The organism is Bradyrhizobium sp. 190 (assembly GCF_023073415.1).
GTDB lineage: Bacteria > Pseudomonadota > Alphaproteobacteria > Rhizobiales > Xanthobacteraceae > Bradyrhizobium.
Genome location: NZ_JADPJL010000065.1, coordinates 260,907 through 274,319, shown reverse-complemented (window position 1 = coordinate 274,319; position 13,413 = coordinate 260,907). Strand labels below are relative to the sequence as shown.

At 62.7% G+C, this 13,413-nt stretch carries 11 protein-coding genes and 1 pseudogene; 4 read left to right on the top strand and 8 right to left on the bottom strand.

Annotated elements, in window-relative coordinates; translation table 11 throughout:
- Positions 1-603: a CinA family protein gene (locus tag IVB22_RS33195; RefSeq protein WP_247521372.1), complete on the top strand. Its 603-nt coding sequence runs from the start codon at positions 1-3 to the stop codon at positions 601-603.
- A gap of 8 nt (positions 604-611) precedes the next feature.
- On the opposite strand, the gene IVB22_RS33190 is transcribed toward IVB22_RS33195, so the two are convergent.
- A complete protein-coding gene (locus IVB22_RS33190; protein WP_247521371.1) occupies positions 612-2,285 on the bottom strand; it encodes a thiamine pyrophosphate-binding protein in 1,674 nt (557 codons plus the stop codon).
- A gap of 101 nt (positions 2,286-2,386) precedes the next feature.
- On the bottom strand, positions 2,387-3,310 hold the full coding sequence (locus IVB22_RS33185; RefSeq protein ID WP_247521370.1) for an NAD(P)-dependent oxidoreductase: 924 nt from the start codon (positions 3,308-3,310) through the stop codon (positions 2,387-2,389).
- Between the two features lie 231 nt (positions 3,311-3,541).
- Here IVB22_RS33185 and IVB22_RS33180 point away from each other — a divergent pair, with 231 nt between their 5' ends.
- Complete coding sequence (locus IVB22_RS33180; protein ID WP_247521369.1) at positions 3,542-4,273, top strand: FadR/GntR family transcriptional regulator; 732 nt, start codon at positions 3,542-3,544, stop codon at positions 4,271-4,273.
- On the opposite strand, the gene IVB22_RS33175 is transcribed toward IVB22_RS33180, so the two are convergent.
- From IVB22_RS33175 to lipA, 3 genes are read right to left on the bottom strand one after another with little or no spacing between them, the layout of a single operon-like run.
- Entirely contained in the window at positions 4,270-4,749 is a 480-nt protein-coding gene (locus IVB22_RS33175) for a type II toxin-antitoxin system RatA family toxin (RefSeq protein WP_247521368.1), read from the bottom strand. The two genes, IVB22_RS33180 and IVB22_RS33175, sit on opposite strands and share 4 nt — an antisense overlap.
- Positions 4,749-5,288, bottom strand: a complete 540-nt coding sequence (locus IVB22_RS33170; RefSeq protein ID WP_247521367.1) for a DNA topology modulation protein — start codon at positions 5,286-5,288, stop codon at positions 4,749-4,751. Before IVB22_RS33170 ends, IVB22_RS33175 begins: the two co-directional genes overlap by 1 nt.
- 15 nt (positions 5,289-5,303) lie before the next feature.
- On the bottom strand, positions 5,304-6,263 hold the full coding sequence (gene lipA / locus IVB22_RS33165; protein WP_247521366.1) for a lipoyl synthase: 960 nt from the start codon (positions 6,261-6,263) through the stop codon (positions 5,304-5,306).
- 135 nt (positions 6,264-6,398) lie between these two features.
- Between lipA and IVB22_RS33160 the strand changes: the two genes are divergently transcribed.
- Positions 6,399-7,004: a DNA-3-methyladenine glycosylase gene (locus IVB22_RS33160; protein ID WP_247521365.1), complete on the top strand. Its 606-nt coding sequence runs from the start codon at positions 6,399-6,401 to the stop codon at positions 7,002-7,004.
- A 1,514-nt stretch (positions 7,005-8,518) separates the two neighbouring features.
- Positions 8,519-8,629: pseudogene (locus IVB22_RS42145) on the top strand (PEPxxWA-CTERM sorting domain-containing protein); the annotation flags it as partial.
- A gap of 221 nt (positions 8,630-8,850) precedes the next feature.
- Here IVB22_RS42145 and IVB22_RS33150 read toward each other — a convergent pair.
- From IVB22_RS33150 to IVB22_RS33140, 3 genes are all read right to left on the bottom strand, one after another.
- A complete protein-coding gene (locus tag IVB22_RS33150; protein ID WP_247521363.1) occupies positions 8,851-9,237 on the bottom strand; it encodes a VOC family protein in 387 nt (128 codons plus the stop codon).
- A gap of 140 nt (positions 9,238-9,377) precedes the next feature.
- Positions 9,378-12,242, bottom strand: a complete 2,865-nt coding sequence (locus IVB22_RS33145) for a valine--tRNA ligase (protein WP_247521362.1) — start codon at positions 12,240-12,242, stop codon at positions 9,378-9,380.
- Between the two features lie 273 nt (positions 12,243-12,515).
- Positions 12,516-13,235 (bottom strand): PopZ family protein, encoded by a 720-nt coding sequence (locus IVB22_RS33140; RefSeq protein WP_247521361.1) that lies wholly within the window; start codon positions 13,233-13,235, stop codon positions 12,516-12,518.
- Positions 13,236-13,413: the final 178 nt, after the last annotated feature.

The window sequence follows — 13,413 nt, the reverse complement described above, 5'->3', positions numbered from 1 at the left end:
ATGAGCGGCAGCGACGCCCGCGCCCTCTCCCGCTCGCTGCTCGATTTATGCCGGATGCGCAAGCTAACGATCGCGACGGCGGAGTCCTGCACGGGCGGTCTGGTTGCCGGCGCGCTCACCGACATTCCCGGCTCGTCAGACGTGATCGACCGCGGTTTCGTCACCTATTCCAACGACGCCAAGCGCGCGATGCTCGGCGTCAAGGCCTCAACACTTACGACCTTCGGCGCGGTCAGCAAGGAAACCGCGACCGCGATGGCGATCGGCGCCCTGGAGAAAGCTGGCGTCGATCTCGCAGTGTCCATTACCGGCATCGCCGGTCCCGGCGGCGCCACGCCGGGCAAGCCGGTCGGCCTGGTCCATTTCGCGGTGGCGTCGCGCGACGGAAAAATACTCCACCGCGAATTCCGTTTCGGCGCAATTGGCCGCACTACCGTGCGCCAGCGCTCCGTCGTGGAGGCGCTGCGAATGCTGATGGAACTGGCGCGCGGCCCGCAGCCGCCAGTCAAGCCGCGACCTCAGACGATGAGCCGGCTGCGTCCACGGGTGGCCCGAACGCCACGGCGCAGCGCCGTGAAGCGCCGCCGGCCGACGCGGACTTAAAGCCAGTATCAACCCTGCGCAGCCAAAGCCTTGGCGCGTGTTTCGCTCAGCGAGCTTACCGGCGTCAATGCTTCCGGGCTGATCGAAAGCTCGATGATGGCCGGAAGTCCGGTTGCCACGGCTTCGTCGAACGCGCGCGCGAAGTCTTCGGTTCGCTCGACATGGACGCCAAAGCCGCCGCAGGCGCGCGCCAGCGCCGCGAAGTCGGGGTTGGCGAGATCAGTGCCGGAGACGCGGCCAGGATAGGTTCGCTCCTGGTGCATGCGGATGGTGCCGTACATGCCGTTGTTGCAGACGATCACGATCAGCGGCAACCGATTTTCGACCGCGGTCATGAACTCCAGCCCGGTCATCTGGAAGCAGCCGTCGCCGGCAAACGCGATGACCGTGCGTTCCGGATGCAGCAGCTTGGCGGCGACGGCCGCGGGCAAGCCATAACCCATCGAACCCGAGGTCGGCGCCAGTTCGGTTCGATATTGCCGATAGCGCCAGAACCGATGCACCCAGACCGCGTAATTGCCGGCGCCATTGCAGATGATGGTGTCATGGGGCAAGCGATCGCTCAAACCGCGCACGATCTGCGAGAGCTGCACGTCGCCCGGCGAACGCGTCGGCTCGGTAAATCCGAGATAGTCGGCATGCGCCGCCTTGAGATAGTCGGCGCGCGATTGATGCTTCGGCTCCAGCCGTTTGATCGCCGCCGCAAAAGCCGCGCTGCTCGCGACCACGCCGAGCGTCGGCGAATAGACGCGGCCGATCTCTTCGGGGTCGGGATAGACGTGAACCAGCGGCTGCCTCGGCTTCGGAATATCGAACAGCGTGTAGCCGCCTGTAGTGGCCTCCCCCAGCCTTGCCCCAAGCGCGATCACCAGATCGCTGTTTCGGATGCGATCGGTGATCTTGGCGTCGAGCCCGATGCCGACATGGCCGCCATAGCAGGGATGCAGATTATCGAAATAGTCCTGGCAGCGGAACGAAACGCCGACGGGCACTTCATGCGCTGAAGCAAAAGCCTCGAGATCGCGGCGTGCCTGATCGCTCCATCCGCCGCCGCCGACGATCAGGAACGGCTTCTTCGCCTCCGAAAGCAGCGCATGGAATTGCCGCAAGGCACCGTCATCAGGCGCGACGGGAATCGGATTGTAAGGCGGCGCATCCGGCACCTCGGCGGTGTCGGTGAGCATGTCCTCGGGCAGCGCCAGCACGACCGGGCCCGGACGGCCCGAGGTCGCGGTGAAAAAAGCGCGCGAAATGAATTCTGGAATCCGCCGCGCGTCGTCGATCTGGGCGACCCATTTCGCCATCGGCCCGAACATCAGGCGATAGTCGATTTCCTGGAACGCTTCGCGCTCCATCATGTCGCGCCCGACCTGGCCCAGCAAAAGGATCATGGGCGTCGAGTCCTGAAATGCGACATGGACGCCGGCGGACGCATTGGTGGCGCCGGGCCCCCGCGTGGCGAACGCGATACCCGGGCGGCCCGTCAGCTTGCCATAGGCATCCGCCATCATGGCCGCCCCGCCTTCGTGCCGGGCGTTGATGAAGCGCACGCGCTGGCTCTGGTACATGCCGTCGAGCGCGGCCAGGAAGCTCTCGCCGGGCACCCCGAACACGGTGTCCGCGCCGTGCAGGGCCAGTTGCTCGATCAGAATATGGCCACCGGTTCGAAGATTTGCGTCCATCGCCTCGTCCTTCGGTTACGGGATTACGGATTTGGGACCGGCTTAAAGAATCGCGTCGGCACCAGCAACCGGTTTTCCTGCAAGGTCAGATATGCCGCCGGTCATTTTCCATGTTGTTGGTCTTTCGGTGCGATCCGCGCATCTACCCCGGTCACGGCCTCATAGGCCTTGATGACGGCGGTGCAGGACTCGCCGTCGTGCCCCAGCAGCGCTGCCTGCCGATAGGTCTGGTGCACGACCTCCGCCATGAACCCCGGCAGGCCCGCCTCCTCCAGCCAGCGCGCGTAATAGCGGACATCCTTGCGGGCGTTTGCCAGCGACATAAGCGGGGTGAAGTCGCCATCGAGGGTTGCCTGGCCATAGAGATCGAGCATGCCGCTCTTGGCGCCGGCGGCCGAGATGATGCCGATCACCTGGGAAAGATCGAGCCCGTCCTTTGCGGCAAGCGCAAACCCCTCGCACCACGCCGCCACATTGGCGAAGGCGATATAGTTGTGAATGAGCTTGAGGCGGATGGCGTGCCCCAGCGGGCCGATGTGGAAAATGTTTTCGGCATAGAGCTCGAAATAGGGCCTGAGGTCGTCGAGCAGGTCGCGCTCGCCGCCGAACAACACGTTGACCTTACCGATATCGGCATGTTTCGGGGTCCGCGTCATCGGCGCCTCGGCGTAGCGCCCGCCGGCCGCGCGCACCATGCGGTCCAGCTTCGCGACCATCTGCGGGCTGCCGGTGGTGTGGTCCACGATGACGAACCCGGGCGCCGGGCCGGCAAGCAGCCCGTCGCCGCAGATCATCAACGCCTCGACATCCTCGGCTTCATTGACGCAAATCATGATGATGCGGCAATTGTCGCGGATCTCCTGAACGCTCCTGGCAGCGGTCGCGCCAAACGATTTGGCGACCGCCACAGCGGCCGGGTTGAGATCATAGGCGGTGACCGCCACGCCTTTGGCGACGAGATTCTTCACCAACCCTCGTCCCATTCCGCCGAGGCCGATAAAGCCAACGCGTTCGAATGTCGTCATCTCCGGCCTTCCCTGTGATTTGACGGTCTTGGAATTCGCATCATTCGGCGATGGCAGCATCGCTCTGCCGCCAGCCCCCTCTTTTCTGCTCGGCTACCATGCCCGCAGGCTGTCTGACAACCCGATTAATCCATTGCGCCGCCAGTCTTATTTGGATAAGCCTGCCTGCCGACTGGCGAGGATCGCAACGGCGGATACAGCCGGCGACGCCATCTGGGACAGGACTATCTGGTGAAATTCAAATCCCTCGAGCGCGGTCCTTCGTTGCCGCAGGAGATCGTCGCCAGCCTGACCAGCGCCCTGTTCGCGGGCGAGCTTCGGCCCGGCGATCGCCTGCCGTCCGAACAGGCGCTGGCGACCGAATTCGGCGTCGCGCGAACCGTCGTGCGCGAAGCGATTTCGCAGCTCAAATATGATGGCATCGTCCAAAGTCGCGTCGGTGTCGGCGCCTTCATCGCACAGCCGCAGGAACGCACGGCGTTTCGGATCAGCCCGGAATGCTTCAAGAAGCGCAAGGAGCTGTTGAAGCTCTTGCGTTTGCGGAACGGCGTCGTCATCGAGGTCGCGGCGGATGCGGCGCAGGCGCGATCCAACCGCGACATCGCCCGTATGGAAGCCATTCTCAAGGAGATGCGGGACGCGATCGGCGATAGCGATCACGGCGCCGAGCGTCATTTCGAGGCCGAGCGCCAGCTCATCCACGCCATCGCCAAAGTGGCTGACAACGAACACGCGCTCAATTTTATCGTGATGATCGACAGCCAGATCGCCGAAAAACTTCGATCGGTCGCTGTCAAGAATACCAAAGCAACGGAACTCGCCGCGGTCGCGATCGAGGAGCAGGCGCGGTTGGTCGAAGCCATCAAGCGCGGCGACCCCGTCGCAGCGCGGGAAAAAGCGCGCAAGCACTATGACAATGCCGCGCAGCGCCTGGCCGATCGCGCTGACTTCGCTGATGTCTAGCCAGGCTTGCCTGATAGCGCCCCACCCTTCCCGTAAACCGCATCCGCCCGCTTTTCGAACGCCGCGGCAAAGCGCTGGAACGCGGCATCGAACATCGTTCCCATCAGCATCGCCAGCATCCGGCTTCTGAATTCGTAGGACAGGAAGAACCCGACGTCGCAGTCGGTTTCGGATTTCGGCTCGAACGTCCAGCGGTTTTCGAGATTGCTGAACGGGCCCTTCAGATATTCGACCATGATCTTCAGGTTCGGCCGGTCCAGCGTCACCCGGCTGGTGAAGGATTCCCGCACCAGCTTGAACGACACGGTCATGTCGGCGACGATGATTTCCGTGCCGTCTCCCCTCGACGTGCGCTGACGTATCCTCAGCGACTGGCACAGCGGCACGAATTCCGGATAGCGCTCGACGTCGGCGACCAGATCGAACATCTGCGACGCGGTATGATGAACCCGGCGCTTGCTGGAAAAGCGCGGCATCAGTGGATACTCGCCCGTTTCTGCCTGAACGCGATTTCCCTTAGATAGTCGTTCGCCTGCGCCCGGTCGGTGAAACACACCAGCGACTGATCGGCGCGCAACCCCTGAAAATAGTCCAGGAGTTTCGGCCGTTGTTGCCGGCGATAGGTCCAAACATAGCGAAAGAATTCGAAATCGATTCTCTCCGGGCAGCCTTCGGCCATTTCGGGGCGGACATTGCCGTAGCTGCCGGCGATCCGCTTCATGATGCCGAACATGCAGCTCCTGCGCGGCAGGTCGAACCAGATCACGGTGTCGCTGGAATGGCGGCGCAATTCGCCGGCGCCGTGCCTCGTGTAGTTGCCGTCCATGACCCATTGCGGCTGGCGTGCGACCTCGGCCACGCGCTGCCCGAACTCGGCATTGTCAGAGGCGACCCAGCCGGGCTTCCAGTACAGCGCATCCAGCGAAACGAAGGGAATGCCCGTCATCTCCGACAGCCGCCTGGCAAATGTCGACTTGCCGGACCCCGACGATCCCATGACGAGAACGCGTTGCATTGGTTCAATCCGAGGCTAGCGGGCCCGTGCGAGGCGCGCCGCCTGCAGCTTGGCAAAATCCTCGCCCGCGTGGTGCGACGAGCGGGTCAAGGGGCTCGCCGACACCATCAGAAAGCCCTTGGTGTAGGCGACCTTCTCGTAGCCCGCGAATTCATCCGGGGTGACGTAGCGCATCACGGCGTGATGCTTGCGGGTCGGCTGCAGATATTGTCCGATGGTCAGGAAATCGACCTCGGCCGAGCGCAGATCGTCCATCACCTGCAGCACCTCATGCCGCTCCTCGCCGAGGCCGACCATGATGCCTGACTTGGTGAAGATGGTGGGATCGATCTCCTTGACCCGTTGCAACAGCCGGATCGAATGGAAATAGCGCGCGCCCGGGCGCACGGTGAGATAGCGCGCCGGCACGGTTTCCAGATTGTGGTTGAACACGTCGGGTTTTGCCGCCGCGACCACTTCCAGCGCGCCTTCCTTGCGCAGGAAGTCGGGCGTGAGGATTTCGATGGTCGTGGTCGGGCAACGTGCGCGGATGGCGCGGATCACTTGCGCAAAATGCTCCGCGCCGCCATCGGCGAGATCGTCGCGATCGACCGAGGTCACGACGACATGAGCAAGCCCAAGCTTGAAGGTGGCCTCCGCGACGTGTTCCGGCTCGGCGGCGTCGAGCGCGCCGGGCATGCCGGTCTTGACGTTGCAGAATGCGCAGGCCCGCGTGCAGGTATCCCCCATGATCATGAAGGTCGCGTGCTTCTTGTCCCAGCACTCGCCGATATTCGGGCAGCCCGCCTCTTCGCACACCGTGACGAGGCCGTTCTCCTTGACGATCTTTCTCGTGTCCGCATAGCCGCGGGTGTTCGGCGCCCGCACCCTGATCCAGTCCGGTTTGGGCGGCGACAGCGCATCCGGCCGGTTCACCTTTTCGGGGTGACGCGGGCGCACCTGGTTTAGGGAGACGGTATCGACGAGGACGACCATGCTGAGTCCGGGATATTGCTGAAGCACTTAGCTAATCCGTGTCGCTGATCCCCGCAACCCGGGCTCGCCGAGCCTAGCAGAAACGTGCAAGATATTGGCAGTTTCCACCTGTTCCGCCGTGATTCCCACCTGAAAATGCCTCAAAATTCGAAGCCGGCCGATGTCGCCGCCTCTCGCCTCGGCAAGTCGCTGAAACGCTCGTTCTTTGGCCGCAGCGTGCACGAGGTCGCGCCCGACCTGATCGGGGCGACGCTCCTGGTCGACGGCGTTGGCGGCATCATCACCGAAGTCGAGGCGTATCATCACACCGATCCGGCCGCGCATTCCTTCAATGGGCCGACGCCGCGCAACCGGATTATGTTCGGCCCGCCGGGTTTTGCCTATGTCTACCGCTCCTATGGCATCCACTGGTGCGTGAATTTCGTCTGCGAGGCGGAAGGCTCGGCGAGCGCCGTGCTGATCCGAGCGCTGCAGCCGACCCACGGTCTGCCTGCGATGCGCCGCCGCCGGGGGTTGCAGGAGGAGCGCGCGCTGTGCTCCGGCCCGGGCAAGCTCTGCGAGGCGCTGGGCATCTCGGTCAAACAAAACGAATTGCCGCTCGATCACCCGCCGTTCGCGCTGCATGCGAGGCTCGGCAAACCCGACATCGCTGCGGGCGTACGGATCGGAATTACAAAAGCGGTCGATCTGCCGTGGCGCTACGGCTTGAAGGGGTCGAGGTTCTTGAGCAAGCCGTTTTGACAACTGGAGCATGAGACCGTCATCGCGAGCGAAGTCCGTAGGATGGGTGGAGCGAAGCGATACCCATCGCCCTACGCACCAGCATTGATGGGTATCGCTTCGCTCCACCCATCCTACTAGATACACCTTCGCGATCTCGCGGCGCGTTGCGCCCGAGGGTTGCTTGAAGTTTGCCCTCCAGAAATGAGAGGGCACAGGGAATGCCGGGTGCCGGCTAGCACCCGCGGTCTCGTGTGCAAGATGCACTCAAGAATGCGCACACGAGCATACAGGTACAGCCGGAGCACTCCGGCATTCCCTGCGCAATGGTTTGACGGCTTATGCCGCGCTCTCCCTGGAGACGAATTCCTCTTGCCTCCATCGCTGACGAATTGATGGCTCGCATGACCCGGTTGGGCGTTGCAAACCTCCGTCAGCTTGACACCAGCCACGGGTGCCAGGACCACACGGTTTTGCCGTACGCAGCTTCCCTCACCACAGACTTCAACCAGCCAAGTGCGTGCCGGCCGAAGCAATGGTGAAAGCGTTTAAGCGCCGTTCGTCTGCGCGCTGTGCTCGCTCACGGGAGACCGCCCTGCGAACACCGTTCGCGCCTGACGCTGCCGCGTCCACCGCAACCCGCCCCAACGGGGGGAAATCACGCATTGGCGCAGCGCCCCAGGGGCCTATCGATTTCGACGGTCCCTAGCCCATAGCGTGTTTGCTTACACGCATTGGTTGGGATTGATGACCTTAAAGGCTGAAATACAGTCTTAGCATTCGACAACATATTCAAATATCTAGTCTTTTTACAATTTGCCAGTTTTTCCCGGTTTTAATTGACTCACGGGGGCATCTGGGCCTTAATTAGAAAAATTCTAAGTAAAATTCTAATCAGTTGATTTTATTGGAGTCGCGTCATGGCGAAATTAAACAAGTTAATCGCGATTGTTGCATTCAATGTGATCGCTGCGACAGCCGGTGTGCCCGCGCACGCGAGTTTGGTCAGCCTCGGTGAGGCGAGCGCCGGAGGTCAGGGGTCAGGCGCGACGGACTTCAACCTAATCACGCTTCAGAATGCAGGAACGGAGGCAGGTTTCACTTCATATCTCGGCGGATCGTTCTCGTCCGAGGGTAACTTGCAAGATCCGGTTGGAGACAATTCGAAACACAGCACCCCCCAGCTTGGCGCTCTCGGATGGAGCAGCGCATCTGATGTTCTAGTTCTGTTTAACGGCAATGAAGGCGGCGGACCAAATGCCGGGATCACGATCGATACGATAACCCTGAACTTCTTTACTGCCGGGGGCGATTTTGTAGGTTCCATAACCAATGATCTTGGCGCATTGAACTATCCTACCGTCCAGCCCGGACAAGGCTCGGCAGGCTTTTTGATCGGTGTGGCCCCCTCGGACGCAATTGAACTGGCTGCGTTGCAAGCTTTGCTCAACGCGGCAGGGCAGACCGGCCATGTCGGAATTTATGCATCGCTCTCCGGCGCTGATGGAGGAGCCGAAACGTTCACCGCCGTCGGCGCGGTGGGAGCCGTCCCCGAGCCCTCTACCTGGGCGATGATGATCCTCGGCTTTGCCGGCGTTGGCTTCATGGCCTATCGCCGTCGCAATAGCGCGATGCGCACAGCCTGACGAGGTTGCGCAGTTTTGGATTTGAAAGCCGCCGTTAGGCGGCTTTTCTTTTATCGTGTTGGCACTTTCCGACTTCGCGCGACGTCCGGCTTGAGTCCGGAACGCGCACCAAGCGGCCGTCCGCCGTCCGCTCTGAATTTATGGATTCACGCCCCAAGTATCGAGCCACCACAACAGCGGATGTCGCTTCGCTCTTCCGGGCTGCGATTCCTTTGCGCTTGCTACACCGCGTGGTGGCACACCGCCTCGACCTTGTTGCCGTCGGGATCGCGCAAAAATGCGCCGTAGTAGGCGGCGTGATAGTGGCGCAGGCCGGGTGGCCCGTCATCGGTGCCGCCGGCAGAGATACCGGCGTGCCAGAACGCGTCCACCTCGCTTCGCGATTTCGCCTTGAAGCACCAATGCCGGCTGGTGGCCTCGTCTGGCCTCGCGCCCCTGTAGATGGCGATGTAGACCCGGTCCGGATGGTCAGCGTCAGCCCGTTCGCCATAGCCGAGCCAGCGGTCGCTTCTGCCGACCTTGACCACGTCGAGCGTCTTCATGATTGCGTCGTAGAAGCGCTCGGCGGCCGCAAAGTCTGAAACCGTGATGGAGACGTGATCCAGCATCGAACAGGCCCTCGATGATGACTGAGAAATCTCCGTCGTCATTGCGAGGAGCGAAAGCGACGAAGCAATCCACGCTTCCTCGCGGCGGCATGGATTGCTTCGCTTCGCTCGCAATGACGCGGATAGTTCAGCGCCTTGCGTCAGGACGCCATCTTCAGCCGCTCCAGCGCTTCCTGGAGCTTCGCCTTGCGCGCGACCGCCGCCGCGCGCTTTTCCTTTTCTTCCTCGACGATCTCCTCGGGCGCGTTCGCCACGAATTTCTCGTTGGAGAGTTTGGCGTCGACCCGCTTGATGTCGGCGTCGGCCTTGACGATTTCCTTGTCGAGCCGGGCCTTTTCGGCCGAAAGGTCGATCACGCCTTTCAGCGGCAGCGCCACCACCTCGCCGCGCACGAGCAGTTGCACGGCGCCTTCCGGCGGGCGATCGGCGAAAGAAATTTCCGCCAAACGCGCCAGGCGTTTCACGGTGTCGTTCCAGCGCTCCGCGCGCTCCTTGGTTTCCGCGGACGCACCCGAGAGCACCAGCGGGATCAACGTTGCCGGCGGGATGTTCATTTCCGAGCGCACCGAACGGATGGCGGTGACGAGATCCACCACCCAGCCGATTTCGGCCTCGGCCGCGGGGTCGCTGAAATCGCCGGCATCGAGCGCGGCCATGACCGGCGCGATCAGCGGATCGCCAGGTCCTGCCAGCGCCATCGCAGCGATCTGCTCGGCGGTCACCGAACTCGCCTTGCGCGGCCATTCGGCCAGCACCAGCAGGCCGTCGCGCTTGGCCGTCACCGCCCAGAGCTCTTCGGTGATGAAGGGCATGAACGGATGCAGCAGCTTGAGGATCTCGTCCCGCGCCCAGGCAGTCATGGCGCGGGTCTCCGCCTTCGCGGCGCCCTCTTCGCCCATCAGCACGGGCTTTGCGAGTTCGACATACCAGTCGCAATAGACGTTCCAGACGAAGCGGTAGATGGCATTGGCCGCATCGTTGAAGCGGTAGCCCTCGATCGCCTCGGTCACTTCCCGTGTGGCCCGCGAAGTCTCATGTGCGATCCAGCGGTTCAAGGTTTCCTTTGCCTGCGTCGGCTCAAATCCCGCCGGCATCTCACAGCCGTTCATTTCGGCGAAGCGGCAGGCGTTCCAGAGCTTGGTCGCAAAATTGCGATTGGTTTCGACGAGCTGCGGCGACAGCTTGATGTCGTGGTTATGGGCCGCGCCGCGCGCCAGCGCGAAGCGCAGCGCGTCCGCGCCGAAGTCGTCGATGACGCCGAGGGGATCGATGACGTTGCCTTTCGACTTCGACATCTTCGCGCCCTTCTCGTCGCGAACCAGTCGGTGGATGTAGACGGTCGAGAACGGCGCGTCCTTCATGAAGTGCAGGCCCATCATCATCATCCGGGCGACCCAGAAGAAGATGATGTCCCATCCCGTGACGAGCACGTTGGTCGGGTAGTAGCGCTTCACTTCGCTCGTTTCGTCGGGCCAGCCGAGCGTCGAGAACGGCCACAGCCCGGAAGAGAACCAGGTGTCGAGCACGTCTTCATCGCGCGTGATGAAGCCGTCACGTTTGGCAGGGTCTTGCGCCATTTCGCGCCCCTGCTCTTCCGTGATGACTTCCTGCTCGACGTAGTAACCGAGCGCGTTGCCGACCGCTTCCTCTTCGGTCTCGGCGACGAACACCTTGCCGTCGGGCCCGTACCACGCCGGGATCTGATGGCCCCACCAGAGCTGGCGCGAGATGCACCAGGGCTGGATGTTTTCCATCCATTCGAAATAGGTCTTTTCCCAATTCTTCGGCACGAAGGTGGTCGCGCCCGAGCGCACGGCCGCGATCGCCGGCTGCGCCATGGTCCTGGCGTCGACATACCACTGGTCGGTCAGATAGGGCTCGATGACCACGTTGGAGCGGTCGCCATGCGGCACCATATGCGTGTTCGGCTCGATCTTCTCCAGGAAGCCGAAATCCTCCAGCCGCGCCACGATCTTCTTGCGCGCGGCGAAGCGCTCGACATTGTGGAGTTCCTCCGCAAGCTGGTCCGCGCCCTCGGGCAATCCGCGCAGATAATCCTCGTTGTCGACGAGGGCCATGCTCCCCTCGCGATCGAACACGTTGATCTGCGGCAGGCCGTGACGCTTGCCGACCTCGAAGTCGTTGAAGTCGTGCGCCGGCGTAATCTTGACCGCGCCAGATCCCTTCTCCGGATCGGCGTAGTCGTCGCTGATGATCGGGATGCGGCGGCCGACCAGCGGCAGGATGACGTGCTGGCCGATCAGATGCCCGATCCGTTCGTTGTCAGGATGTATAGCAACCGCCGTGTCGCCGAGCATCGTCTCGGGTCGCGTCGTCGCCACGACGACAAACGTCGAGGGATCGTCGGGGCTGAAAGTCTTGCCCTCGATCGGATAGCGCAGATACCAGAGACTGCCCTTGACCTCGACCTGCTGCACTTCGAGATCGGAGATCGCGGTCACCAGCTTCGGATCCCAGTTGACCAGCCGCTTGTCCTTGTAGATCAGGCCTTCGCGGTGCAACTGGACGAACACCTTCACGACCGCGCGCGACAGGCCCTCGTCCATCGTAAAGCGCTCGCGCGACCAGTCGCAGGAAGCGCCCAGCCGCTTCAACTGGTTGACGATGGTGCCACCGCTCTCGGCCTTCCATTGCCAGACGCGTTCAAGGAATTTGGCGCGGCCGAGGTCGCGCCGGTGCTCCTGCCGTTCCATCAATTGCCGCTCGACCACCATCTGGGTCGCGATGCCGGCATGGTCGGTGCCGGGCTGCCACAGCACGTCGCGGCCGCGCATCCGCTCGAAGCGGCATAGAATGTCCTGCAGCGTGTTGTTCAGCGCGTGGCCCATATGCAGCGAGCCCGTCACGTTCGGCGGCGGGATCACAATGGTGAACGGCGTAGCGTCTTTTCGTTCCGGGCGGCCGGCCTCGAACGCGCCGCTCTCCTCCCAGATCCGGGACATGCGGGCTTCGATATCGGCGGGCTGGTAGTTTTTCTCGATCATGGCACTGCAATTGAGGATGTAGGGGGCGCTCTCGAGCCAAGCCGTCGCCGGCCCGCCCAAAGGATGTGAATCAAATCACCGTGGTAGCGCCCGGTTTGGATGCGATCGGCGCCGGGCCGCGCCCTAGAAAGCCGCCACAGCGCCTCAAGTCAACCTGACAACTCAGTCGGGGGGCAGCGGGGAGCCGAGGTAACGCCGGTTTGAAGGTCCGAATGGGTTGCCGATCGACGCCCGCCGAGGCTGCCTTGACGCTGTCTCGGCGCAACCTTGGGACTAGCGCCCGCCGCGCGAAACCCGCTCGATTTCGGCCTTGACGATCCGCTCCACCAGTCCCGGCAAATTGTCGTCGAGCCAGGACTTCAGCATTGGCCGCAGCATTTCCTTGACCAGATCTTCCAGCGTACGCGCATTGTTGCTCAGCACGGTATTGGCCAGCGAGTTGAAGGCGGATTCCACGGCGGAGACGGTCGAATGCGATAAAATCGGTCGCGCTGGTGGGCTTTCCATCGATGGCTCATAGGCCGGCTGGCGACGTGACGCCTTGGCTTCGGTGAATTCGATGTCGTCCTGCGGTTCGACCTTGTTGAATGTTGCTGCGGCAGGGGCTGGTGTCGGATCAGGCAACGCCATCTCGTCAGTAAGTTCGAATACGTCGGGTTCGGCCTCGGGCTGCGGCGCCGGCCTGATGTCCGCCTCGGGCGTCGCCGCATCGAGGCTCGCCAGCATCGCGTCGATGTCGTCCTGGTTGTTGCTGGCGACCGGTTCGGGTGCAGGCGGCGGTGGCGGGGCTGGTTTCGGCGCGGCAACCGGCTTCGGTGCGGGAGCAATCGCCGACGGCGGAATATCCTTCATCACGGCCGGCTTTGCGGCAGCCGCCGGGCTCGCCGGCTTTTCGGCAGCCGCAGGCTTTGCCTCGTCGTCGGCAATGATGCGACGGATCGACGCCAGAATCTCCTCCATCGAGGGCTCTTGGACCTTTGCAGGTTGCGTCATCTCCGACTCCACATCGAAACCATTTTACACCAAAGCCGCGAAGGAATTGCCGGTTCCGGATATGCAGGCCGGGATTTTCATCGCACAAGCCCAACTTGTCCCCAGATCAAGCCCGCCCGCTGCATCGCGCGCAGGTCCTGCTCCCCCTCAAGGCGCCCCCCAACCCGGCGTCTGCGAG

Bases quoted from the DNA above. Each gene is read 5' to 3' on its own strand.
- IVB22_RS33195 (WP_247521372.1), top strand. From the start codon at position 1: ATGAGCGGCAGCGACGCCCGCGCCCTCTCCCGCTCGCTGCTCGATTTA.
- IVB22_RS33190 (WP_247521371.1), bottom strand. From the start codon at position 2,285: ATGGACGCAAATCTTCGAACCGGTGGCCATATTCTGATCGAGCAACTG.
- IVB22_RS33185 (WP_247521370.1), bottom strand. From the start codon at position 3,310: ATGACGACATTCGAACGCGTTGGCTTTATCGGCCTCGGCGGAATGGGA.
- IVB22_RS33175 (WP_247521368.1), bottom strand. From the start codon at position 4,749: ATGCCGCGCTTTTCCAGCAAGCGCCGGGTTCATCATACCGCGTCGCAG.
- IVB22_RS33170 (WP_247521367.1), bottom strand. From the start codon at position 5,288: ATGCAACGCGTTCTCGTCATGGGATCGTCGGGGTCCGGCAAGTCGACA.
- lipA (WP_247521366.1), bottom strand. From the start codon at position 6,263: ATGGTCGTCCTCGTCGATACCGTCTCCCTAAACCAGGTGCGCCCGCGT.
- IVB22_RS33160 (WP_247521365.1), top strand. From the start codon at position 6,399: ATGCCTCAAAATTCGAAGCCGGCCGATGTCGCCGCCTCTCGCCTCGGC.
- IVB22_RS33150 (WP_247521363.1), bottom strand. From the start codon at position 9,237: ATGCTGGATCACGTCTCCATCACGGTTTCAGACTTTGCGGCCGCCGAG.
- IVB22_RS33145 (WP_247521362.1), bottom strand. From the start codon at position 12,242: ATGATCGAGAAAAACTACCAGCCCGCCGATATCGAAGCCCGCATGTCC.
- IVB22_RS33140 (WP_247521361.1), bottom strand. From the start codon at position 13,235: ATGACGCAACCTGCAAAGGTCCAAGAGCCCTCGATGGAGGAGATTCTG.